Here is a 22,334-nt window from a genome sequence, read left to right as displayed (position 1 = left end):
AGGTCGCTCACCTGGGCACCTCGTTCAGCAGCTCGTGCACCTCGTCGGTGGTGGGCATGGCGTCGGCGCAGGCCAGCCGGGCGGCCACGAACGCGCCGGCGGCGCCGGCGAAGCGGATCGTGCGCTCCAGCGGCCAGCCGCGCAGCAGCCCGAGACAGACGGCGCCGCCGAACGCGTCCCCGGCCCCAATGCCGTTGACCACCTTCACCTCGACCGGCTCGGCCACGACGGTCTCGGCGGCGGTGCGGGCCAGGACGCCGTCCGGGCCCATCTTGACGATCGCCACCTCGACCCCGGCGTCGAGCAGGGCCTGCGCCGCCGCCTCCGGCTCGCGCACGCCCACGGCGGTCTCCACCTCGTCCAGGTTGCCGACGGCCACGTTCGCGTGCGGCAGCGCCTCGCGCGCCGCCGCGCGGGCGGCCGCACGGGACTCCCACAGCGCCGGACGGTGATCGAGGTCGAACACGGTCCAGCCGGAGGTGCGGGCCGACAGGGCGGCGGCGTGGGCGGCGCGGCTCGGCTCCTTGCTCAGGCCGGTGAGGGAGAACCAGAACAGGCCGGTCGAGCGGATGGCGTCGAGGTCGAGGTGGCCGGGGGTGAGGCGCAGGTCGGGCGGGTGCTCGCCGCGGTAGAACCAGATGGGGAAGTGGTCGGGCGGGAAGATCTCGCAGAACGTGACCGGGGTGGCCGGGCCCTCGATGACGGTCACGTAGGCGTCGTCCACGCCGAAGTCGCGGATGGCCCGCCGGACGTACGCGCCGAAGGGGTCGGCGCCCACCGCGGTGATCACCGCCGAGCGCAGCCCGTGCCGCGCCGCCGCGACGGCGACGTTGGTCGGGCTGCCGCCGAGGAACTTGCCGAAGGTCTCGACGTCGGCCAGCCCGACGCCGGTCTGCAGCGGATAGACGTCGACGCCGCAGCGGCCGATCGTGATCAGGTCGTACAACGCACCTCCAGAGGACGCACCCTACCTCGACACTATGGCATATTGTCATGACATAAGGATGTCCGCTATGTTGTTGATGATCCTTCAGGACGGGCCACCGTCACCTCACTTCTGTAGTGTCGGGCGGTGAGGAGGTTCGCTCATGTTCGTCCCCAACGGCGTCCATCACGAACAGCACATCACCAAGCTCTCTTTCCGTCCCGCCTCAGGCAAGGGCGGACCGGCGTGAAAGGCCACTGGAGCCTCGACGACCGGCTGGAGCGGTCGTTGCGCGAGGTGCCCTTCGAGGTGCCCGCCGGGTCGGAGTCCGTCACCGTGCGGCTCGACTACGACCGGTCGCAGGGCGTGCTCGACCTCGGCTGCGGCTCGCCGGGCGGCTTCCGCGGCTGGTCGGGAGGCGCGCGCTCGGAGTTCACGATCACCCGCGGCTGGGCCACCCCCGGCTACCTGCCCGGCGTCCCCGAGCCCGGCACCTGGCACGTGTGGCTCGGGCTGCACCGCGTGCCGCCGCAGGGGCTCGACTTCAGCCTGGAGATCTCGGCCGCGCGCACGGCCCCGCCGGAGCCGGTCGCCGCCGAGCCGCCGCCCGGCGAACGGCCGCCGCGCAGGGACGTGCCCGACGTCGGCGGGTTGCGCTGGTTCGCCGGTGACTTCCACGCGCACACCGTCCACAGCGACGGCGCGCTCACCGTCGCCGAGCTGGCCGAGCTGGCCCGCGGCCGGGGGCTCGACTTCCTGGCGGTCACCGACCACAACACCGTCAGCCACCACCCCTGGCTGCGCGCGACCGACCGCGGCGTCACGCTCATCCCCGGCCAGGAGGTCACCACCGACCGCGGCCACGCCAACGTGTTCGGCGAGGTCGGCTGGGTGGACTTCCGGCGGCCCGCCGACTCCTGGACCGAGCACGCCGGGCGCGCCGGCGGCCTGATCTCGATCAACCACCCGCTGGGCGGCGACTGCGCCTGGCTGCTGCCGGTCGGCGAGCGTCCGAGGGTGGCCGAGGTGTGGAGCTCCGGGTGGTGGGACCGTCGCTGGGGCGCGCCGCTGGCCTGGGCCGACGCCTGGCGCGACGACGTGGTGGCGATCGGCGGCAGCGACTTCCACCGGCCCGGCAGCGACGGCCTGCCGGGCGCGCCGACCACGTGGGTGCTGGCCGAGGAGCCGGGCGCGGTGCTCGACGGCGTGCGCGCCGGGCGCACCGCGGTCTCGGCGGCACCGGACGCGCCGCTGCTGCTCCGGCTGGGCGACGAGCTGCTCGCGCTCGACGCCGACGGCCTGGTGCTGGTCCGCCCCGGCGGCGCCCGCCAGGTCGTACGCGGCGAGCGGGCGCTGCTTCCCGCGACCGAGGGACGCCACCGCCTGGAGACCCACGAGAACGAGGTGATCGCCCTATGCGAGTGAGGAGAGTCGCGAACGCGCCGGTGAGCTTCGGCGTGTTCGAGCTCAGCGACGCGCCGCCGCCCCTGGGCCCCGACGAGATGGTCCGCGCGCTGGCCGAGGCCGGTTACGCGGGCATCGACTCGGGGCCCATCGGCTATCTCGGCACCGGCCCCGGCCTGGCCGCCCGGCTGTCGGCGCACGGCCTGCTGCTCGCCGGCGGCTGGGTCGACCTGCGTTACGGCGACGCCGAGGCGTACCGGCGGGGGCTGCCCGCGCTGGAGGCGGCGCTCGACGTGTTCGCCGCCGCGCCGCAGGCGCCCGCCCTCTTCGCGCCGCGGCCCACGCTGGCCTGCTCGGGCTCGCCCGAGAGGTTCGCCAGGCCCGGCGGGAGCGTCCCCGGGCTGCCCGCCGCCGACTGGCCCGGGTACGCCGCCCGCGTCCAGGACGCCGCCGACCGCTGCCGCGAACGCGGCCTGGAACCCGCCTTCCACCACCACCTCGGCACCTACGTCGAGACCCCCGACGACGTCGAGCGCCTTCTGGAGCTGACCGACGTCCAGCTCTGCCTGGACACCGGCCACCTGCTGCTGGCCGGCGGAGACCCGGTCGCGGCGCTGCGCGCGTGGGCCGGCCGCGTCGGGCACGTGCACGTCAAGGACGGCGACACCAGGATCCTGGCCGCCGCCCTGGACGACGGCGCCGACCTGCGCGAGCTGATGGCCAGGGGCGGCTTCACCCGTCTGGGCGACGGCGAGCTCGACCTGCCCGGGGTCGTGGCGGCGCTCGACGCCATCGGCTACGAGGGCTGGATCGTGGTCGAGCAGGACACCATGCCGGGCCGCCGCCCGGTCGGGCGGAACATCGCCGACCAGGCGGCCAACCGCGAGCGGCTGAGGGAGCTGGGCCTGTGAGGATCGCGCTGGTCGGGTGCGGGGCCGTCACCCAGGCGGTCTACGTGCCGCTGCTGTCCAGGCGGCGGGACCTGTTCCAGGTGAGCGCCGTCTGCGACCTGTCGCGCACGCTGGCCGACGTCGTCGGCGACCGGCTGGGCGCGCCCCGGCGCTACACCTCCCTGGCGAAGATGCTGGCCGACGGCGGGTTCGAGGCCGTGGTGGTGCTGGCCTCCGGCTCCCACGGCGAGACCGTGCGCCGGGCGCTGGCCGCCGGGTACGCCGTGCTGTGCGAGAAGCCGCTCGCGCTGACCAGGGCGGAGGTGGCGGCGCTGCCCGAGGGGCGGCTGATGGTCGGCTACATGAAGCAGTACGACCCGGCCGTGCGCCGGGCCGTCGCGCTGCTGGAGGAGCTGGGCGGCCCGGCGGCCGTCCGGTCGGTCGAGGTGACCGTGCTGCATCCCAGCGGGGAGTCGCAGCTGGCGTTCGCGAACCTGGCGCGGGCCGGCGACGTCGATCCCGGCGTGCTCGGCTCGTTGCGCGAGACCGAGGACGCGCTCGTCTCCCGGGCGCTGGGCCAGGCCGCCCCCGAGTCGCTGCGCAACGTGTACGCGGTCTCCCTGGGCTCGATCTGCCACGACCTGTCCCTGCTGCGGCGCTTCACCGGAGCGCCGCGGGAGATCGCGCACGTGGACAGCTGGGGGCCGGCGCCCGGTTCCGTGGAGATCTCCGGGCCGCTGCCCGTGGCGGGCCGGTTCCACATCCGCTGGCACTACCTGGACGGCTACCCCGCCTACCGCGAGACCGTCGCGATCCACCACGACGGGGGCACGCTGGAACTGGTCTTCCCCACGCCCTACCTGATGAACGCGCCCACCACCCTGACCGTGGTCTCCGGGGCCGAGACCCGCGCCGAACACCGCCAGGTGACCGAGGCGTTCGAGGTACAACTGACGGCCTTCCATGCTTATGTGAACGATGGCAGCCCGCCGCTCACCGACGCGGCCGGCGCACTGGAGGACATCGTGACGGCTCAGCGGATCGCCGCCCGCTACGCCGTCCAGCATCGGCTGCCCATCGGAGGGGAGGCGGCGGCATGGACATAGTGGTCGTACCGCACACGCACTGGGACAGGGAGTGGTACGAGCCGTTCCAGCGCTTCAGGCTGCGGCTGGTGGACCTCCTCGACGAGGTGCTCGACACCATGGAACGCGAGCCCGCCTACCACTTCACCCTCGACGGCCAGCTCGCCTGCGTGGACGACTACCTGGAGGTGCGCCCGGAGAACCGGCACCGCGTCGCGGCGCTCGTCGCGTCCGGACGGCTGGCGGTCGGGCCGTGGCAGATCCTGCTCGACGAGTTCCTGTGCTCGGGCGAGAACATCGTGCGCAACCTCGAACTCGGGCTGGCCGGCGCGGACGAGCTCGGCGGCGCGATGCGGGTGGGCTACCTGCCGGACATGTTCGGTCACACCGCCCAGATGCCGCAGATCCTGCGGCTGGCCGGTCTGGAGCACGCCTGCGTCTACCGGGGGGTGCCGGCGTCGGTGACGACCGACGCCTTCGCCTGGGTGGCCCCCGACGGCACCGCGATCCGCACCCAGTACCTGCCCGAGGGCGGCTACGGCAACGGCGCCCACCTGTTCTCCGACGCCAAGGGGCTGGAGGAGCGGGCGGCGGAGTTCGTCGCCGCCATGCGCGCCTGGCACGGCCCCGAGGGCGAGCTGCTGGCCATGTACGGCGCCGACCACTCGGCCCCCGTGCGCGGGTTGCCGGAGATGGTGGCGGCCGTTGGCGCCCGCATGGACACCTTGTCTGGATATATCGAGAAATTCTCGGGTGACACCGCAGGGCTGCCGCAGGTCGTCGGCGAGCTGCGCTCGCACGCCCGCGCCAACATCCTGCCCGGCGTCATCTCCGTCCGCGCCGCCGTCAAGCAGGCCATGGGCCGGGCCGAGCGCATGGTCGAGCGCTACGCCGAGCCCCTGGCCACGCTCTGGGGCAGCCCGTGGCCCGGCCGGTTCCTCGACATGGCCTGGCGGCGGCTGGTGGAGGCCAGCGGCCACGACTCGGTCACCGGCTGCGGCGTGGACGAGACCGCCCAGCAGGTCGCCGCCCGCATCGCCGAGGCCGAGCAGCTCGGGCAGGCCGTCCGCGACATGGTGACCACGCGGCTGGCGGCGGCGGTGCCGGCCGACGGCGTGCTCGTCGTCAACCCGACGCCGGCCGTGCGCAGCGGCGTGGTGATCGCCGACGTGGCCGGCGGCAGCGGGCCGCTGGTGGACCCCGCCGGCGCGGCGGTGCCCACCCAGCCCCTCGACAGCGCGCCGGTGCTGCTGCTGGACGAGCGCATCGACCCCCTCACCGTGCTGGGCTTCGTGCACGGCACCGAGCTGTACGGCCAGCACATCGTCGGCTGGCAGGTGTTCGACGACACCCTCCTCATCACCGTGGGCAGGGAGCCGCGCGGGCCGTTCGACCAGGCCGAGGTGCGCCGCGCGCTCGACGGCGTGACCCACGTCCGCGTCGAGGCCGAGATCCGGAGCACGGTCGCCGCCTTCGTCGAGGTGCCCGCGCTCGGCCACACGAGCCTGCGCCCCGGCCCGCCCGAGCCCACGTACCCCGCTCCGCTGGCGGAGGTCCGCAACAACGGCCACCACCAGGACTGCTGGCTCTCCTCCGACACCGGCGTCCTGCCCATCAAGGTCAGCGGCAGGGTGATGGACAACGGGCTGCTGCGGGTCGAGATCGAGCCCGACGGCACCCTCGGCCTGTTCGGCGAGGACGGCCGGACGATCACCGGCGTGGGCCGCATCGAGGACGGCGGCGACTCCGGCGACACCTACAACCACGCGCCCCCCGCCGACGACCTGGTCGTGTCCGAGCCCATCTCGATCGAGGCGGAGATCATCGAAGGCGGCCCGCTCGTCGCCGCCGTGGAGATCACCCGGGTCTACCTGTGGCCGGCGGCGGGCGAGGCCGTCCCGAACACGCCGGAGCTGCCGCCGCCCGCGCGGACCGGCGCGACCGAGGACGTCGTGGTCACCATGCGGGTCGAGCTGCGGGCGGGCGAGCCGTTCGTCCGGCTGCGGGTGTCGTTCGACAACCGGTGCGCGGACCACCGGGTGCGGCTGCACGTGCCGCTGCCCAGGCGGGCCGACCATTCGCTGGCCGAGGGGCAGTTCGCGATCGTGCGGCGGGAGCTGGAGGCGGAGGGCGGCTGCGGCGAGACCCCGCTGCCCACCTTCCCCGCCTCCGGCTGGGTGGCCGCCGGCGGCGTCGCCGCGCTGCTGGAGCACGTCACCGAGTACGAGCTGCTGGACGACGGGTACGAGCTGGCGCTCACGCTGCTGCGCTCGGTCGGCTACCTGTCGCGCAACCACAACAGGCTGCGCCCCGAGCCCGCCGGCCCGCAACTGCCGACCCCCGCCGCGCAGTCACGCGGGCCGCACACCGTGTCGCTGGCGCTGATGCCGTACATGGACTGGCGGGACGTGCCGCCGCAGGCGGAGCTGTACCGGCACGACCTGCTGGTGGTGCCGGGCGGCGGCGACCGCGACCTGACCCCGCCGCCGGCGGCGCACGGCTTGTCGGTGTCCGGTCAGGGCGTGACGATGAGCTCGCTGCGCCGCCGCGACGACTGGCACGAGCTGCGCCTGGTGGCGCTCACCGCGTCCGGCACCGAGGCCGTGGTGCGGGGGGCCTTCACCCGGGCCAGGCGGGCCGGCCTGACCGGCAGCCCCGGCGAGCCGCTGGAGACGGCGGACGGCACCCTCAGGCTGCCGCTGAGGCCGTGGGAGATCGCCACCGTCCAGCTCCGCTGACCCCGCGGCCCTAGCACAGGCCGAGCTGGCGGGCCGCGCGCACGGCCAGCCAGACCTCGGCGAACGCCGCGCTGGACGACAGGTCGCGCCCGCTCAGCGCGGCGAACCGGCGCAGCCGGTAGGCCAGCGTGTTGGGGTGGACGTGCAGCGCCGCCGCCGCGTCCTCGACGTGGCGGTTGCGCTCCATCCACGTGCGCACCGACAACAACAGCCGCGAGTCGTGGGCCTCGTCGTAGGCCAGCACCTCGCCCAGCACGTGGTCGACCAGGGCCGACAGCGTCGAGGGGTCGTCGGGCAGCCAGCGGCCGGTGGTGTCGTCGCCGTAGTGGACCAGCGCCTTGCCCGACTCGGCGGCGTGCGCGGCCGCCCACACGGCCTCGCGCTGGGCGACCCGCAACGACTCGCCCGGCGGGAACGGCCGGCTCACCCCCGCGCTGACCCCGGGCACGGCGGCCACCGCCGGCCCCAGCTCGGGCGGCCCCAGCAGGTAGTGGTCGTCGCCGCGCCGCAGCAGCAGGTGCGGCAGCTCGCCCACCGCCCGGCGCAGCGCGTCGTCGGGCGCGTGCCGCACGACCAGCAGCACCGACCCGGTCTCCAGGGGCAGGCCCATCCTGGCCAGCCGGCGCCGGGCCGCGGGCGGGTCGAGCACGTCCTGGAGCAGCTCGGCCAGCGTCTCGGCGCCCTCGCGGCGCAGCGTCTCGCGCTCGTGCCTGGCCATGGCGACCTGGAGGGCGGCCACGGTGGCGATGTGCTGGACCACGGCCAGCCCGGCGGGCCGCGCGCCCTCCCGCTCGAAGGCCACCAGGAACCCGGCGGGGCCGCCGGGCGCCGGCACCGGCAGCGCGAAGCCGCCCGGGATCGTGGGCGGCGCGTCGGGCTCGGCGGGCAGGACGTCGAGCGCCGGCACCGGCACGCCGGGCAGCAACGGCCGGCCCTGCGGCGTGCACAGATAGACGTCGTAGCCGGACAGCCGTTCCAGGCGCTTGAACAGGGTGACGGTGTCGAGGTCTTCGGCGGCCAGCCAGCGCAGCGCGCCGAACACCTGGAGCTGGGCGCCCAGCCGGTGGCTGGCGTCCTCCTGGAGCGCCGCCGCCACCTCCTGCGAGACGGCGATGAACGGCACCGCGAGCGGCACCTCCAGCACCGGCATGCCGCGCTCCTCGGCGGCCTCGAAGAACGCCTGGTGCAGCGGCGGGACGTGCAACTGGGCCGACAGGGCGAGCGCCGAGACCCCCGCGTCGTCGAGGCGTTCGAGGTAGGCGCGCTGCCGGGCGGCCGGGCGCGGCAGGGCGAGCCCGGTCGTCATGATGACCTCGGCGCCGAGCAGCCAGGGCGTCGGATCGGCCAGCTCGCTGACGTGCGCCCACGAGACCGAGCGGGACAGCCCGGCCTCGCCGGCGAGCACGCGGAGCTGGAGAGCGGGGGAGCGGAGAAGGTCTTCGACCGTCAGCTTGTGGTCAGCCACAACACACACCGTATTACTTTGTGGGAGTAACAATTGCCGCAGGTCAGAGGCGTGACGAACACTGACGAGCATGCACATCGGTCCCGTTGACTCCTCTCGGGTCCCGCGTTTCGCCGGGCCCGCCACCTTCGCCCGGCTGCCCCGGCTCGACCAGGTCGAGCGGGCGGACGTGGCCGTCGTGGGCGTGCCCTTCGACGCGGGCGTGTCCTACCGTCCGGGCGCCCGGTTCGGCCCCGCCGCCGTACGGGAGGCCAGCCGGTTGCTGCGGCCCTACCATCCGGGGCTGGACGTCTCGCCGTTCGAGCGCGTCCAGGTCGCCGACGCCGGTGACATCGCGGCGAACCCGTTCGACATCGGCGAGGCCGTCGAGACCATCGAGGCCGCGGCCGACGAGCTGGACGCCCGGCTGGTCACCATCGGCGGCGACCACACGATCGCGCTGCCGCTGCTGCGCTCGGCGGCCAGGAAGCACGGCCCGGTGGCGCTGCTGCACTTCGACGCGCACCTCGACACCTGGGACACCTACTTCGGCGCCGAGTACACCCACGGCACCCCCTTCCGCCGGGCGGTCGAGGAGGGCCTGCTCGACACCGAGGCGCTGAGCCACGTCGGCATCCGGGGCCCGCTGTACGGCAAGAAGGACCTGGAGGACGACCGGCGGCTCGGCTTCGGCATCCTGACCGCCGCCGACGTGCTCCGCCGCGGCCTGGACGAGGTCATCGACGTGCTGCGGCAGCGCGTCGGCGACCGACCGCTCTACGTCTCCGTCGACATCGACGTGCTCGACCCCGCCCACGCCCCCGGCACCGGCACGCCGGAGGCCGGCGGGCTGACCAGCCGGGAGCTGCTGGAGATCCTCCGCGGTCTGGCCGGCTGCCGCCTGATCGGGGCCGACGTGGTCGAGGTGGCCCCCGCCTACGACCACGCCGAGATCACCTCGGTCGCCGCCTCCCACGTGGCCTACGACCTCGTCAGCCTGCTGGCGATGCAGGAGAAGACATGAGCATCACCGAGATCGAGACCTACGGCGTCGAGCGCATCCCCGACGCCGACCGCACCGCGGGGCCGTTCGACCTGTTCCGGGTCGCCTTCGGGGGCGCGAACACGTTCGCCACCTGCGTGCTGGGCGCCTTCCCCATCCTGTTCGGCCTGTCGTTCTGGCAGGGGCTCGCGGCCACCGTGCTCGGTTTGGTGGTCGGGGCGCTGATCCTGGCCCCGCTGTCGCTGTTCGGGCCGCTCAACGGCACCAACAACGCCGTCTCCTCCTCGGCCCACCTGGGCGTGCACGGCCGGGTGGTCGGCTCGTTCCTGTCGCTGCTGACCGCCATCGCGTTCTTCTCGATCTCGGTCTGGTCGTCCGGCGACGCGCTGGTGGGCGGCGCGCACCGGCTCGTCGGGCTGCCCGACACCGACCTGTCCTACGGGGTGGCCTACGCCGTCTTCGCCCTGCTCGTCCTCGTGGTCTGCGTGTACGGCTTCCGCTTCATGCTGTTCGTCAACAAGATCGCGGTCGCGGCGGCGTCGCTGCTGTTCGTGCTCGGGCTGTTCGCCTTCGCCGGGGACTTCGACCCGTCCTATCCCGGGACGCTGGCGGCCGGCGACCCGCTGTTCTGGCCGTCGTTCATCGGCGCGGCGCTGATCGTGTTGTCGAACCCCGTGTCCTTCGGCGCCTTCCTGGGCGACTGGTCCCGCTACATCCCGGCCTCGACCCCGCGCTCCCGCGTGATGGCGGCGGCCTTCCTGTCGCAGATCGCCACCATCCTGCCGTTCTTCTTCGGGCTGGCCACCGCCTCGATCATCGCCGCCAAGGCCGCCGAGTACGTCGACCCGGCCGCGCCCAACTACGTGGGCGGGCTGCTGGCGATCTCGCCGGCCTGGTACTTCGTCCCGGTCTGCCTGATCGCGCTGATCGGCGGCATGTCCACCGGCACCACCTCCCTGTACGGGACCGGGCTCGACTTCTCCAGCGTGTTCCCGCGCTTCTCCCGGGTGCAGGCGACCGTCTTCATCGGCACCCTGTCGATCGTGTTCATCTTCGTCGGGCGCTTCGCGGCCAACCTGACGGCCAGCATCTCCACGTTCGCCACGCTGATCATCACCTGCACCGCCCCCTGGATGGTGATCATGATGCTCGGCTACGTGACCCGCAGAGGCTGGTACGACCCCGACGCCCTGCAGGTCTTCAACCGGCGGCAGCGCGGCGGGCGGTACTGGTTCACCCACGGCTGGAACTGGCGCGGCCTCACGGCGTGGCTGCTCGCGGCCGCCGTGGCGCTGATGTTCGTGAACCTGCCCGGCCAGTTCGTCGGGCCGCTGGGCGACCTGGCCGGCGGCGTGGACGTCTCGCTGCCGCTGGGCCTCGCGGTCGCGGCCGTGCTCTACCTGGCGTTGCTCGCGCTCTTCCCCGAACCGCGCGAGGTGTACGGCCCCCGGGGCCCGCGCCTGGTGCGCTCGGCCGACACGCCGATCCTGCCCATCGTGGACGCGGCAGAATCGATGGCGTGATGGAACTCGTCGACCTGTCGGTGCCCGTCGAGACCGGGATGCCGGTCTATCCGGGCGACCCCGAGGTTTCGCTCGCCCCGGCGCTCACCGTCGCCCGCGACGGCGTCAACGTGCTGGGCCTGCACCTCGGCTCGCAGTCGGGCACCCACGTCGACGCCCCCTTCCACATCGACGACGCGCTGCCGGCGCTCGGCGACCTGCCGCTGTCCCGCTTCGCCGGGCCCGCCGTGGTGGCCGACGCCCGGGGGCTCGCGCCCCGGTCGCCGATCGGGGCCGGGCTGCTCGACGGCCCGGCCCGGCCGGCCTGGCCGTCCGGCGGCCAGGCGCCGATCGTGCTGGTCGCGACCGGCTGGTCGGCCCACTGGGGCGGCGAGTCCTACCTGGGCCATCCCTTCCTCACCGAGGAGGCCGCCACGCTGCTGGTCGAGCGGGGTGTGCGCACGGTCGGCATCGACGCGCTGAGCGTCGATCCGACGCCGGCCGACGACTTCCCGGCCCACCGCGTCCTGTGCGGGGCGCACGCCGTGATCGCCGAGAACCTCACCGGCCTCGACCGGCTGCTCGACGCCCAGGCCCGGGGGCGGCCGATCGAGGTCTGGATGATGCCGCTGCGGCTCGACGGCGCCGACGGCGCGCCCGTGCGGGCCGTGGCGCGGATCGGTTAGCGCGTGCCCCAGGAGTACGTCTGCTTGCGCAGCTTCAGGTACACGAACGACTCGGTGGCCCGGACGGCGGGGATGGCCCGGATCTTGCTGAGGATCTCCAGCAGGTGCCCGTCGCCCTCGCAGACCACCTCGACGATCACATCGAAGGAGCCCGCCGTGAGCACCACGTAGTCGATCTCCTCGATGGCCGACAGCTCGTCGGCCACCGACTCCAGGTCGCCCTCGCAGTTGACCCCGATCATCGCCTGGCGGGGGAAGCCGAGGGTGAGGGGGTCGGTGACCGCGACGATCTGCATCACCCCGGCGTCCTGCAACCGCTGGACGCGCTGACGGACCGCGGCCTCGGAGAGCCCGACGGCCTTGCCGATCGCCGCGTAGGGCATGCGCCCGTCTGACTGGAGCTGCTCGATGATCTGCTTGGAGAGATCGTCGAGCACGACGGGCCCGGAACTGGCGTTGTTTCGTCGTACGCGGGGCGGCGTCGTCATGTCAGAGGAATCCTCCTAGCGGTCCGGCGTTACGGGGGCGTTCCCGCTCGATTGCCGTCCTGGTGCGACATGTTGTCAGTTCTTGGCGGTGTGTCAAGCGAATTCGTAGCAATTTGATATCTTCACCACGAAATCCCTTGTCCAGATGCATCTGCTCTGTAAGAGTCGCGGCATCTCAGCCACCTCAACGAGGAGGTCGTGCATTGACCACCCGTCTGCAGAACTTCATCAACGGTGAGTTCGTGGACGCCCAGAGCGGCCGGTTCTCCGACATCATCGACCCTTGCACGGGAGAGGCCTACCTTCAGGCCCCGATCTCCGGCGTCGAGGACGTCGACGCGGCCTACGCCGCGGCGGCCGCCGCGTTCGAGTCGTGGGGTCGGACCACCCCCGGTGAGCGGGCGAACCTGCTGCTCAAGGTCGCCGACGCGATCGACGCCCGGGCCGACGAGATCAACGAGGCCGAGTGCCTCAACACCGGCAAGCCCCGCGCCCGCATGGCCGAGGACGAGACGCCGGTGGCGGCCGACCACTTCCGCTTCTTCGCCGGCGCCGCGCGCACCCTGGAGGGGCCCACGGCCGGGGAGTTCCTCGCCGAGCACACCAGCGTCATCAGGCACGAGCCCATCGGCGTCGTCGGCCAGGTCACCCCCTGGAACTACCCGATGATGATGGCCGTGTGGAAGATCGCCCCGGCGCTGGCCGCCGGGAACACGATCGTCCTCAAGCCGTCGGACACCACCCCGGCCTCCACGCTCAAGCTGGCCGAGATCGTCGGCTCGGTGCTGCCGCCCGGCGTCTTCAACGTCGTCACCGGCGACCGCGAGACCGGCGCGCTCGTCGTGGGCCACCCGACCGCCGCCATGGTGGCGATCACCGGGTCCGTCGGCGCGGGCATGGCGGTCGCCAAGAGCGCCGCCGACGACCTCAAGCGGGTGCACCTGGAGCTCGGCGGCAAGGCGCCGGTCGTGGTCTTCGAGGACGTCAAGGACCTCGCCAAGGCCGCCGCCGACATCGCCACCGCCGGTCTCTACAACGCCGGCCAGGACTGCACCGCGGCCTGCCGCGTGCTCGTCCAGGAGAGCGTGCACGACGAGTTCGTGGCCGCGCTGACCGAGGCCGCCGCCGCGACCGTGACCGGCGACCTGGGCAACGAGGAAGCGCTCTACGGCCCGCTCAACAACGAGAACCAGCTCGCCAGGGTCCAGGGCTTCATCGACCGGGTCCCCGGCCACGCCAAGGTGCTCACCGGCGGCAACCGGGTCGGCGACAAGGGCTGGTTCTTCGCCCCGACCGTCGTGGACGGCCTGCGGCAGGACGACGAGATGGTGCAGAACGAGGTCTTCGGCCCCGTCATCACCGTCCAGACGTTCACCGACGAGGCCGACGCGCTGGCCAAGGCCAACGACGTGAAGTACGGCCTGTCCAGCTCGGTGTGGACCTCCGACCACGGCCGCGCCATGCGCATGTCGAACCGCCTCGACTTCGGCGTGGTCTGGGTCAACACGCACATCCCGTTCGTCTCGGAGATGCCGCACGGCGGCTTCAAGCACTCCGGGTACGGCAAGGACCTGTCGGTGTTCGGTCTGCACGACTACACCAGGGTCAAGCACGTCATGCACTACATCGGCGAATAAGGACGAACCCTGGACATGACCGAGCTATCCGCGATTCAGCTTGAGGACGTCGTCAAGGAGTACCTCTCGCACGGCGAGGTCGTCCAGGCGGTCAAGGGTGTGTCGCTGGACATCGCCGAGGGGGAGTTCTTCTCCCTCCTCGGCCCGTCCGGATGCGGCAAGACCACGACCATGAGGATGATCGCCGGCTTCGAGGAGCCCACCAAGGGGCTCGTGAGGCTGCACGGCAAGGACGTCACCGACGTCCCGCCGAACAAGCGTGACGTCAACATGGTCTTCCAGTCCTACGCCCTGTTCCCGCACATGAGCGTGTGGGACAACGTGGCGTTCGGCCTGAAGCAGCGCAAGACGCCGCCGGAGGAGATCCGGCGGCGGGTCGGCGAGATGCTGGAGATCGTCGACCTGACCGGCCGGGAGAAGCGCCGGCCGCGCGAGATGTCCGGCGGCCAGCAGCAGCGCGTGGCGCTGGCCCGCGCGCTGGTCAACCGGCCGCGGGCGCTGCTGCTCGACGAGCCCCTGGGCGCGCTCGACCTCAAGCTGCGCCAGGCCATGCAGATCGAGCTCAAGCGCATCCAGCGCGAGGTCGGCATCACGTTCGTGTACGTGACGCACGACCAGAACGAGGCTCTGACCATGAGCGACAGGATCGCCGTGATGAACGACGGGCTGGTCGAGCAGCTGGCGAGCCCGCGGGAGATCTACGAACGGCCGGCCACCGCGTTCGTGGCGGGGTTCATCGGCACCTCCAACCTGATCACCGGGACGGTGATCGGCGGGGTGCTGGCGATCGGCGGCGGCCGGGTGCTGGTGCCGGACCACGAGGGCGACGTGACGGTGACCGTCCGCCCCGAGAAGATCACGATCTGCGCGGACGAGCCGGGACCCGGGCTGAGCGCCGTCCCCGGGACCGTCACGGAGATGGTCTACCTGGGCACCTCCAACAGCTACGCGGTGAAGCTCGCCGACGGGGCCGACATCACCGTGTTCGAGCAGAACGCGCATGACGCGACGGCGACCGCGGAGCGGGGCGACTCCGTGTGGCTGTCGTGGGAGGCGCAGCATTCTTACGTGATTGGAAGTTGATAGCACCCCATGAACCCCCGCCAGATCACCCCCGCCCTCCTGAGGGGCATGACCCAGCCCCGCACCCGCCGCGACTTCTTCCGTGTCACCGGCCTGTCCGCCGCCGGCCTCGCGCTCGCCGCCTGCGGCGTCCAGGGTCAGAAGGCCGCCCCTCCGAAGGCCGACGCCGTCCAGGACTACTGGTCCAAGCAGAGCAAGCACGGCAAACTCGTCTTCGCCAACTGGCCCGAGTACATGCCCGAGGACCAGGCCCCGCTGAAGAAGTTCACCCAGACCACCGGGATCTCCGTGGAGTACAAGGAGGTCATCCAGGAGAACGCGGAGTTCTTCGGCAAGGCCGACCCCGTGCTCCGCGCCGGCCAGTCGCTCGGCTACGACATCATCGTGATGACCAACGGCGTGCAGCTCCAGCACATGGTCGAGCTCGGCTACATCGTGCCGCTCGACCACAGCCGGATGCCGAACTTCCTGGCCAACGCCGGTGAGAAGTACAAGGAACGCGCCTACGACCCGGGCAACCAGTACACGATGCCCTACACCTCGGGCGTGACCGGCATCGCGTACAACACCAAGTACGTCAAGGACGACATCACCAGCATCGAGGCCCTGTTCGACCCCAAGTACAAGGGGCGGGTCGGGATGATGGCCGACGCGCAGGAGATCGGCAACTTCGGCATGTTCGCGCTGGGCGTCGATCCGGAGAAGTCGACCGAGGCCGACTGGAAGAAGGCCGGGGAGAAGCTCAAGCAGCAGCGCGACGCGGGAATCGTCCGGAAATATTACGACCAGAGCTACATCGACGCGGTCTCCAAGGGCGACGTCTGGCTGACCATGGCCTGGTCGGGCGACGTCTTCCAGCGGCAGCTCGCCGGCGAGCCGGTCAAGTTCGTGGTGCCGGCGGAGGGCGGCACGATCTGGACCGACAACATGCTCATCCCCAAGGGCGCGGCCAACCCCGTGGACGCGCTCACCCTCATGGACTACCTGTACCAGCCCGCGGTGGCCGCCGATCTGGATGAGTTCATCCAGTTCGTCACCCCGATCCCGGCCGTGCAGGACCTCCTGCGCGAGAAGGCCACGACGGCCAAGGGCGAGGACAAGAAGGCCCTGGAGGACATGGTGGACAGTCCGCTCATGTTCCCCTCGGAGGCCGACTACGCCAAGCTGCGCACCTACACCACGCTGACCACCCAGCAGGAGCAGGTGTTCAACTCCATCTTCCAGTCGATCACCCAGGCATAGCCATGAAACGGCTCACCCCCTACCTGCTCGCCCTGCCGAGCTGGCTGTGGCTGGCGATCTTCCTGGTCGTGCCCATGGTGGCGATGGCGTCGGTCTCGCTCCAGACGGGCAACGCCATCGACGGCTACGCGATGACGTTCAGCTTCTCCAACTACGCCGACGCGCTCGGCAGGTACAGCGACCAGCTGCTGCGCTCGCTCCTGTACGGCGGCCTGGCCACGGTGGCCATGCTGGTGATCGGGTACCCGGTGGCGTACTGGATCGCCTTCAAGGGCGGCAGCCGCAAGTCGGTGTACCTGTTCCTGCTGCTGCTGCCGTTCTTCGTCTCGTTCGTGCTGCGGACGATCTCGTGGAACTTCCTGCTGGCCGACAACGGCATCCTGTTCGGGACGCTGAAGGGCTGGGGGCTGCTGCCGGAGGGCTTCCACGTGCTGGCCACGACCGTGGCCGTGGTGGGCGGGCTCACCTACAACTTCCTGCCGTTCATGATCCTGCCGATCTACGTGGCCCTGGAGCGGGTGGACCCGCGGGTGGTGGAGGCGGCCCAGGACCTGTACGCCACCCGCGCCGGGGCCTTCCGCCGGGTGGTGCTGCCGCTGTCGCTGCCCGGCGTCTTCGCCGGGGTGCTGATGACGTTCGTGCCCGCGACCGCCGACCCGGTCAACGCGCAGATCCTCGGCGGCACGGCCAACACCATGATCGGCAACATCATCCAGACCGAGTACCTGACCAACCTCGACTACCCGACCGCCTCGGCGCTGTCGTTCACGCTGATGGCGATCCTGCTGGTGGGCATCTTCGTCTACGCCCGCGCGCTCGGCACCGAGAACGTCCTGGAGGCGGCGGCGCGATGAGCGGCGAGCGAGCAATGAGCAGGGGCGCGCGGGGCAGGTTCGGCGACCGCCTGCTGCACGTCTACACCTGGCTGATCATCCTGTGGCTGTCGTCGCCGATCGCGGTCATGATCCTGTTCGGCTTCAACGACAAGAAGAGCAAGTCGAACACGAGCTGGCAGGGCTTCACCCTCAAGTGGTACGGCGAGCTCTTCGAGATCTCCGACCTGACCACGGCGCTGCGCAACTCCATCGTGATCGCCCTGGCCAGCACCGTCATCACGGTCGTCATCGGGACGATGCTGGGCCTGGCCGTCGGCCGGCACCGCTTCCGCGGCCTCGGCGCCACGAACTTCCTGGTCTTCGCCGCCATCTCCACGCCGGAGCTGGTGATGGGGGCCTCGCTGCTGTCGCTGTTCGTCTCCGGCAACGTGCCGCGCGACGGCAACACGATCATCCTCGCGCACGTGCTGTTCTCGCTCTCCTTCGTCGTGGTGACGGTCAGGGCGCGGGTCATCACGCTCGACCCGTCGCTGGAGGAGGCGGCCAAGGACCTCGGCGCGACCGCCTGGGGCACGTTCCGGCAGGTGACGCTGCCCTCGATCATGCCGGGCGTGCTCGCGGGCGCGATGCTCTCCTTCGCGCTGTCGATCGACGACTACGTGGTGACGAGCTTCGTCAACGGCTCGACCGTCACCTTCCCCCTGTGGATCGTGGGTGCGGTGAAGACCGGCATTCCACCGCAGGTCAACGTGATGGGTACGCTCATCTTCGGGATCGGTGTGCTGATCGCCGTGGCGAACGCGGTGGCCGCAAGACGCCGCGCCTAGGATCTGCTCCAACAGGCTTTCCCCCCGCGATCCGGCGGGGGGATTGGTGTATTCCGACCAAGAACAGGGAGGCGAGATCGGATTTCGGCGGGGGGAACCCGCGCGTGATCACATCATGCTTTTGGATCCCGCAATCAACAAAGAACAACTGAGACTTTCGTAGGGAAGTGGGATTTGTGGATCCGCTGAAGGCGCTGGCTGACGCGGAGCGCAAGCCGTACTGGCTGGACAGCCCGGCCAGACCCGAGCCGCGCGCGCGGCTCATCGGAAACACCGACGCCGACCTGGTCGTCGTCGGCGGAGGCTTCTCGGGGCTCTGGACGGCCCTGATGGCCAAGGAACGTGACCCTTCGCTGGACGTGGTCCTGCTCGAAGGACGCAGGATCGGCTGGGCGGCGACCGGCCGCAACGGCGGGTTCTGCATGGCGACCCTCACCCATGGCCTGGCCAACGGCCTGGAACGGTGGCCGGAGGACATCGGCCGCCTCGAACGCATGGGCGTGGACAACCTCGACGAGATCGAGCGCACGCTGGAGCGGCACGGCATCGACTGCTCCTTCGAGCGCACCGGAGAGCTGCACGTGGCCACCGAGCCGTGGCAGCTCGACTCGCTGGGCGAACACCTGGACCTGATCTCCGAGCTCGGGCTCGACTACGTGCCCATGGACGAGCGGCAGGTGCGGGCCGAGGTCAACTCGCCGACCTACCTGGGCGGCCTGTGGGAGCGCAGCGGTTGCGCCATGCTGGACCCGGCGCGGCTGGCCTGGGGGTTGCGCGAGGCGTGCCTGCGGCTCGGCGTACGGGTCTTCGAGCGCAGTCCGGTGCGTTCGCTGCGCGACGACGGCACGACGATCACCCTGCGCACCCCGTACGGGTCGGTGACGGGTCGCCGGGTGGCGCTGGGCACGGGGGTCTTCCCGCCCCTGCTGCGCAGGCTCAAGCACTTCGTCGTCCCGGTGTACGACTACGCCCTGATGACCGAGCCGCTGACCGCGGCCCAGCTCGCCGAGGTGGGCTGGCACAACCGGCAGGGCGTCGGCGACTCGGGCAACCAGTTCCACTACTACCGGCTCACCGACGACAACCGCATCCTGTGGGGCGGCTACGACGCGGTCTACTACAACGGCGGCCTGGTCAAGCCGGAGTACGAGCAGCGCGACGAGACGTTCGTCAAGCTCGCCGAGCACTTCGCCACCACGTTCCCGCAGCTGTCCGAGGTGCGCTTCACGCACCGCTGGGGCGGCGTGATCGACACCTGCAGCCGCTTCAGCGCCTTCTACGGCACGGCGCACGGCGGCCGGCTGGCCTACGCCGTGGGCTACACCGGCATGGGCGTCGGGGCCACCAGGTTCGGCGCGAACGTGATGCTGGACCTGCTGTCGGGGGAGGCCACCGAGCGGACCGAGCTGCGGATGGTCAAGGAGAAGCCGGTCCCGTTCCCGCCCGAGCCGGTCCGGTCGGGGGTGATCCAGTTCACCCGGTGGTCGATCGCCCAGGCCGACCAGCATCAGGGCAAGCGCAACCTGTGGCTGCGCACGCTCGACAGGATGGGCCTCGGGTTCGACTCCTGATCCGGTGATCCGAGGGGGCGCCGGGCCCGCCCGCCGCGGGCCTGGCGCACACTTGTCACCATGAAAGTCGAGTTCGCCGCCGACGGCGTGCGCCTGACCGGTGACCTGCGCACGCCCGAGGGCACGGGCCCCTGGCCGGGGCTGGTGCTCACCGGGCCGTTCACCGGGGTGCGCGACCAGGTCACCGGCCTCTACGCCGAACGGCTGGCCCGGCGCGGCTACGTGACGCTGTCCTTCGACCACCGCAACTGGGGCGAGTCCGGCGGCGAGCCGCGCGGGCACGAGGATCCCCAGGGCAAGCTGGCCGACCTGCGGGCGGCGGTGTCGCTGCTGCGCTCGCGCCCCGAGGTGGACGGCGACCTGATCGGCGCGGTCGGCATCTGCCTGGGCGCCGGGTACGCGCTGAGGTTCGCCGCCTTCGACCCGCGCGTACGGGCGTTCGCGGGCATCGCCGGGGCCTACAACAACCCGTACACGATGCGGTCCGGCATGGACTACCAGGCGGCGCTGGCCGGGTTCGCCGGCGTGCTGGAACGGCAGGACCGGGGCGGCCCGGTCGAGTACCTGCCCGCCGTGGCCGAGGAGGGCGAGGCCGCGATGCCGGGCGACGAGCCGTTCGCCTACTACGGCACCGAGCGCGGCGCCTCCGCCTCCTGGCGGAACGCGGTGACCCGGGCCGGGCTGCGCGAGCTGATCACCATGGACAACATGATGGGCGCCGACTTCCTGTCGCCGAAGCCCGCCCTGATCGTGCACGGCGTGATCGACAGGTTCTGCCCGCCGGAGGGGGCCGAGGAGGCGTTCAAGCGGCTCGACCAGCCCAAGAGGCTCGTCTGGGTGGACGCCAAGCAGCACATCGACCTCTACGACCGCGAGCCGTACGTGTCGCAGGCCGTGGACGCCACCGCGGACTTCCTCGCCGAGCACCTCCGGCCGGGCGGCTCCGGAGACTGACGTCTACGCTGGGGGGTATCGCGCGGAATGGGGGGATTCATGCGTGCCATCCAGTTCACCCGCTTCGGCGGCCCGGAGGTGCTCGAAGAGGCCGAGGTGCCCGACCCGGTCGTGGGGCCGGGCCAGGTGCTGGTCGACGTCGAGGCCGCCGGGCTGAACTTCGCCGACGTGCGGCAGATCTCCGGCCACTACTCCGCCCCCGACCGCCTGCCGCACATCCCCGGCAGCGAGGTCGTCGGGCTCGATCCCCGGGGGCGGCGGGTGATGGGCTTCACCGCCAACGGCTACGCCTCCAGGGCCGTCCTGGACGAGGGCGACGTCGTGGTGGTGCCCGGCTCGCTGCGGGCGGGGGAGGCGCTGGCGCTGCTCGTCCAGGGGCTCACCGCCTGGCACCTGCTGCGCTCGTCGGCGCGGCTCAGGGAGGGCGAGAGCGTGGTCGTCCACTCCGGCGCGGGCGGCGTCGGCAGCCTGGCCGTGCAGCTCGCCAAGGTGTTCGGCGCCGGACGCGTGATCGCCACCGCCTCCACCGAGGACAAACGCTCGCTCGCCCTCGACCTCGGCGCGGACGCCGCCGTGGACGGCGCGGCCGACGGGTACGCCGAGCGCGTCATCGAGGCCAACGGCGACCGGCCGGTGGACGTCGTGCTCGACGCCGTGGGCGGCGCGGTCTTCGATGCGGCGCTGACCGTGCTGGCCCCCTTCGGGCGGCTGGTCAGCTACGGGTCGTCGTCGGGGGAGCAGGCCCGGCCGGTCGAGGTCGGCCGGCTCACCGCGGGCAACCTCGCCGTCCTCGGGTTCTGGCTGCGTCCGCTGCGGGGGCGGCGGGAGATGGTCGGGCCCCCGCTGGGCGAGCTGCTCGCGCTGACCGCGGCCGGGCGGCTGCGGCCGCTGGTGGGCGGCGAGTACCCGCTGGCGGAGGCGGGCCGGGCCGTGGCCGACCTGGCCGGACGGCGAACTGTCGGCAAGGTGGTGCTCCTGCCCTGACGGGCGGGGTGTGACCAATGCCGCCACTGGGCAGAAAGTGATCAAAACCCCCGAGACGTGACGATCACGGGGGTTTGCGCGTGTGGTGGAGATGGCCGGCTGTCGTGGTGGTCTGGGGGCTCGCTGCCGGAGGCGCGGCCGGGTGCGCGACCGGACGGCTGCCGGAGGTGCCCGGTGTGCGGAAGGCGCCGGTCGCGGTCGGCCGTTGCGTCCTGAAATTTCAGGACAAGAGGGCGGGGAGGGCGGCCCGCGACCGGCTTGCCCACGACATCGAGCAGTACCTGTCCAGACGCCCGGGACGGGTCGCCTACAGCATGCTGGAGCTCGACAGCGGCATCACCCTGGGCCGCGGCGAGCATCAGCACGACATGATCACCGCCAGCGGCGTCAAGGTGGACATCCTGACGGCGCTCGTGCTCGGCCGCGGCGGCCTGGGCGAGGAGGAACGCGACCTGGCCGAGCGCATGATCACCGAGAGCGACAACGGCGCGGCCGACGCGTTGTGGGGCCGGGTCGGCGGCGCGATGGGCGAGTTCTACCGGCGTATGGGCCTGACCGAGACCGTCCCCGGGCCCGGCGTCTTCTGGGGCGGCACCAACACCAGCCCCGCCGACCGCATCCGCCTGCTCCGGGCGCTGGTGGAGGGCGCCGAGGGCCTGTCCGGCCGCGACCGCGACCTCGTGCTCGGCCTGATGGGACGCGTGGTCAAGGACCAGTCGTGGGGGATCAGCGCGGCCGCCCGTCCGGTGGACCGGGTGGCGTTGAAGAACGGCTGGACGCCACGCCCGTTCATCCACAACACCTGGGCGGTGACCAGCTACGGCCGCGTCGTCGGGCCGGGGCGCGACCTGCTGCTGGCGGTGCAGACCGACGAGCAGCCGGGGGAGGGGGCGGGCATCGAGACCATCGAGGGGGTGGCCCGGATGATCGGCTCCCGCCTCGACGAGCTGTCGCCGACGATGATCCGGTCCTGCCCGAGGAACCCGCGTCCCTGACGGCGCCCTCCCGCCCTCCCGGACCTCGCCGGAAGGCCCG

At 72.0% G+C, this 22,334-nt stretch carries 19 protein-coding genes; 16 read left to right on the top strand and 3 right to left on the bottom strand.

The window, feature by feature from the left end; translation table 11 throughout:
* Positions 1-7 precede the first annotated feature (7 nt).
* Entirely contained in the window at positions 8-946 is a 939-nt protein-coding gene (gene iolC, locus ACFYYW_RS05855) for a 5-dehydro-2-deoxygluconokinase (RefSeq protein WP_387645641.1), read from the bottom strand.
* 225 nt (positions 947-1,171) lie between these two features.
* Here iolC and ACFYYW_RS05850 point away from each other — a divergent pair, with 225 nt between their 5' ends.
* The 4 genes from ACFYYW_RS05850 to ACFYYW_RS05835 are packed head-to-tail and all read left to right on the top strand — an operon-like array spanning position 1,172 to position 7,042.
* A complete protein-coding gene (locus ACFYYW_RS05850; protein ID WP_387645638.1) occupies positions 1,172-2,350 on the top strand; it encodes a CehA/McbA family metallohydrolase in 1,179 nt (392 codons plus the stop codon).
* Positions 2,341-3,240 (top strand): TIM barrel protein, encoded by a 900-nt coding sequence (locus tag ACFYYW_RS05845; RefSeq protein WP_387645635.1) that lies wholly within the window; start codon positions 2,341-2,343, stop codon positions 3,238-3,240. The genes ACFYYW_RS05850 and ACFYYW_RS05845 overlap by 10 nt, the downstream gene beginning before the upstream one ends.
* A complete protein-coding gene (locus ACFYYW_RS05840; protein ID WP_387645633.1) occupies positions 3,237-4,325 on the top strand; it encodes a Gfo/Idh/MocA family protein in 1,089 nt (362 codons plus the stop codon). Before ACFYYW_RS05845 ends, ACFYYW_RS05840 begins: the two co-directional genes overlap by 4 nt.
* Complete coding sequence (locus tag ACFYYW_RS05835) at positions 4,316-7,042, top strand: alpha-mannosidase (RefSeq protein ID WP_387645631.1); 2,727 nt, start codon at positions 4,316-4,318, stop codon at positions 7,040-7,042. The genes ACFYYW_RS05840 and ACFYYW_RS05835 overlap by 10 nt, the downstream gene beginning before the upstream one ends.
* A 10-nt stretch (positions 7,043-7,052) precedes the next feature.
* Here ACFYYW_RS05835 and ACFYYW_RS05830 read toward each other — a convergent pair whose 3' ends face one another.
* Complete coding sequence (locus tag ACFYYW_RS05830) at positions 7,053-8,507, bottom strand: PucR family transcriptional regulator (protein ID WP_352322712.1); 1,455 nt, start codon at positions 8,505-8,507, stop codon at positions 7,053-7,055.
* 70 nt (positions 8,508-8,577) lie between these two features.
* Here ACFYYW_RS05830 and speB point away from each other — a divergent pair, with 70 nt between their 5' ends.
* Genes speB through ACFYYW_RS05815 form a run of 3 tightly spaced genes read left to right on the top strand, consistent with a single transcriptional unit; the run spans position 8,578 to position 11,677 of the window.
* A complete protein-coding gene (gene speB / locus ACFYYW_RS05825; RefSeq protein WP_352322711.1) occupies positions 8,578-9,510 on the top strand; it encodes an agmatinase in 933 nt (310 codons plus the stop codon).
* Positions 9,507-11,012, top strand: a complete 1,506-nt coding sequence (locus ACFYYW_RS05820) for a purine-cytosine permease family protein (RefSeq protein ID WP_387645627.1) — start codon at positions 9,507-9,509, stop codon at positions 11,010-11,012. The genes speB and ACFYYW_RS05820 overlap by 4 nt, the downstream gene beginning before the upstream one ends.
* Positions 11,012-11,677, top strand: a complete 666-nt coding sequence (locus tag ACFYYW_RS05815) for a cyclase family protein (protein WP_387647273.1) — start codon at positions 11,012-11,014, stop codon at positions 11,675-11,677. Before ACFYYW_RS05820 ends, ACFYYW_RS05815 begins: the two co-directional genes overlap by 1 nt.
* Here the strand turns inward: ACFYYW_RS05815 and ACFYYW_RS05810 are convergent.
* The gene (locus ACFYYW_RS05810; RefSeq protein WP_357995502.1) at positions 11,674-12,165 is read right to left on the bottom strand and encodes an Lrp/AsnC family transcriptional regulator; all 492 of its coding nucleotides are present in this window, start codon (positions 12,163-12,165) and stop codon (positions 11,674-11,676) included. The genes ACFYYW_RS05815 and ACFYYW_RS05810 overlap by 4 nt on opposite strands.
* Positions 12,166-12,368: 203 nt before the next feature.
* Here ACFYYW_RS05810 and ACFYYW_RS05805 point away from each other — a divergent pair, with 203 nt between their 5' ends.
* The 9 genes from ACFYYW_RS05805 to ACFYYW_RS05765 all read left to right on the top strand — a co-directional run bounded on the left by ACFYYW_RS05805 (position 12,369) and on the right by ACFYYW_RS05765 (position 22,294).
* Positions 12,369-13,802 carry a gamma-aminobutyraldehyde dehydrogenase gene (locus tag ACFYYW_RS05805; RefSeq protein ID WP_387645624.1) on the top strand — a complete coding sequence of 478 codons (1,434 nt, stop codon included), beginning with the start codon at positions 12,369-12,371 and terminating at the stop codon, positions 13,800-13,802.
* 15 nt (positions 13,803-13,817) lie between these two features.
* Positions 13,818-14,885, top strand: a complete 1,068-nt coding sequence (locus ACFYYW_RS05800; protein WP_387645621.1) for an ABC transporter ATP-binding protein — start codon at positions 13,818-13,820, stop codon at positions 14,883-14,885.
* A gap of 48 nt (positions 14,886-14,933) precedes the next feature.
* Complete coding sequence (locus tag ACFYYW_RS05795) at positions 14,934-16,127, top strand: spermidine/putrescine ABC transporter substrate-binding protein (RefSeq protein WP_387645617.1); 1,194 nt, start codon at positions 14,934-14,936, stop codon at positions 16,125-16,127.
* A gap of 2 nt (positions 16,128-16,129) precedes the next feature.
* Positions 16,130-16,981, top strand: a complete 852-nt coding sequence (locus ACFYYW_RS05790) for an ABC transporter permease (RefSeq protein ID WP_358283817.1) — start codon at positions 16,130-16,132, stop codon at positions 16,979-16,981.
* Positions 16,982-16,995: 14 nt separating this feature from the next.
* Complete coding sequence (locus tag ACFYYW_RS05785) at positions 16,996-17,790, top strand: ABC transporter permease (RefSeq protein WP_387645613.1); 795 nt, start codon at positions 16,996-16,998, stop codon at positions 17,788-17,790.
* 176 nt (positions 17,791-17,966) lie between these two features.
* Entirely contained in the window at positions 17,967-19,361 is a 1,395-nt protein-coding gene (locus tag ACFYYW_RS05780) for an NAD(P)/FAD-dependent oxidoreductase (protein WP_387645611.1), read from the top strand.
* 60 nt (positions 19,362-19,421) lie between these two features.
* Positions 19,422-20,315, top strand: a complete 894-nt coding sequence (locus tag ACFYYW_RS05775) for an alpha/beta hydrolase (protein ID WP_364416918.1) — start codon at positions 19,422-19,424, stop codon at positions 20,313-20,315.
* Positions 20,316-20,354: 39 nt separating this feature from the next.
* Complete coding sequence (locus ACFYYW_RS05770; protein WP_352322702.1) at positions 20,355-21,299, top strand: zinc-binding dehydrogenase; 945 nt, start codon at positions 20,355-20,357, stop codon at positions 21,297-21,299.
* Positions 21,300-21,475: 176 nt separating this feature from the next.
* Positions 21,476-22,294, top strand: a complete 819-nt coding sequence (locus ACFYYW_RS05765; RefSeq protein WP_387645608.1) for a serine hydrolase — start codon at positions 21,476-21,478, stop codon at positions 22,292-22,294.
* Positions 22,295-22,334 lie beyond the last annotated feature (40 nt).

The organism is Nonomuraea sp. NPDC001831 (assembly GCF_042892035.1).
In the GTDB taxonomy this organism is placed as follows: Bacteria; Actinomycetota; Actinomycetes; order Streptosporangiales; family Streptosporangiaceae; genus Nonomuraea.
The sequence above is the reverse complement of the archived record's forward strand: the minus strand, read 5'-3'. Positions and strand labels throughout refer to the sequence as shown.

Excerpts from the sequence above, each read along its gene's own strand:
- ACFYYW_RS05815 (WP_387647273.1), top strand. The coding sequence starts at position 11,012 with ATGGAACTCGTCGACCTGTCGGTGCCCGTCGAGACCGGGATGCCGGTC.
- ACFYYW_RS05770 (WP_352322702.1), top strand. The coding sequence starts at position 20,355 with ATGCGTGCCATCCAGTTCACCCGCTTCGGCGGCCCGGAGGTGCTCGAA.
- ACFYYW_RS05775 (WP_364416918.1), top strand. The coding sequence starts at position 19,422 with ATGAAAGTCGAGTTCGCCGCCGACGGCGTGCGCCTGACCGGTGACCTG.
- ACFYYW_RS05790 (WP_358283817.1), top strand. The coding sequence starts at position 16,130 with ATGAAACGGCTCACCCCCTACCTGCTCGCCCTGCCGAGCTGGCTGTGG.
- ACFYYW_RS05810 (WP_357995502.1), bottom strand. The coding sequence starts at position 12,165 with ATGACGACGCCGCCCCGCGTACGACGAAACAACGCCAGTTCCGGGCCC.
- ACFYYW_RS05795 (WP_387645617.1), top strand. The coding sequence starts at position 14,934 with ATGACCCAGCCCCGCACCCGCCGCGACTTCTTCCGTGTCACCGGCCTG.
- speB (WP_352322711.1), top strand. The coding sequence starts at position 8,578 with ATGCACATCGGTCCCGTTGACTCCTCTCGGGTCCCGCGTTTCGCCGGG.
- ACFYYW_RS05800 (WP_387645621.1), top strand. The coding sequence starts at position 13,818 with ATGACCGAGCTATCCGCGATTCAGCTTGAGGACGTCGTCAAGGAGTAC.
- ACFYYW_RS05820 (WP_387645627.1), top strand. The coding sequence starts at position 9,507 with ATGAGCATCACCGAGATCGAGACCTACGGCGTCGAGCGCATCCCCGAC.
- ACFYYW_RS05835 (WP_387645631.1), top strand. The coding sequence starts at position 4,316 with ATGGACATAGTGGTCGTACCGCACACGCACTGGGACAGGGAGTGGTAC.
- ACFYYW_RS05845 (WP_387645635.1), top strand. The coding sequence starts at position 2,341 with ATGCGAGTGAGGAGAGTCGCGAACGCGCCGGTGAGCTTCGGCGTGTTC.
- ACFYYW_RS05785 (WP_387645613.1), top strand. The coding sequence starts at position 16,996 with ATGAGCAGGGGCGCGCGGGGCAGGTTCGGCGACCGCCTGCTGCACGTC.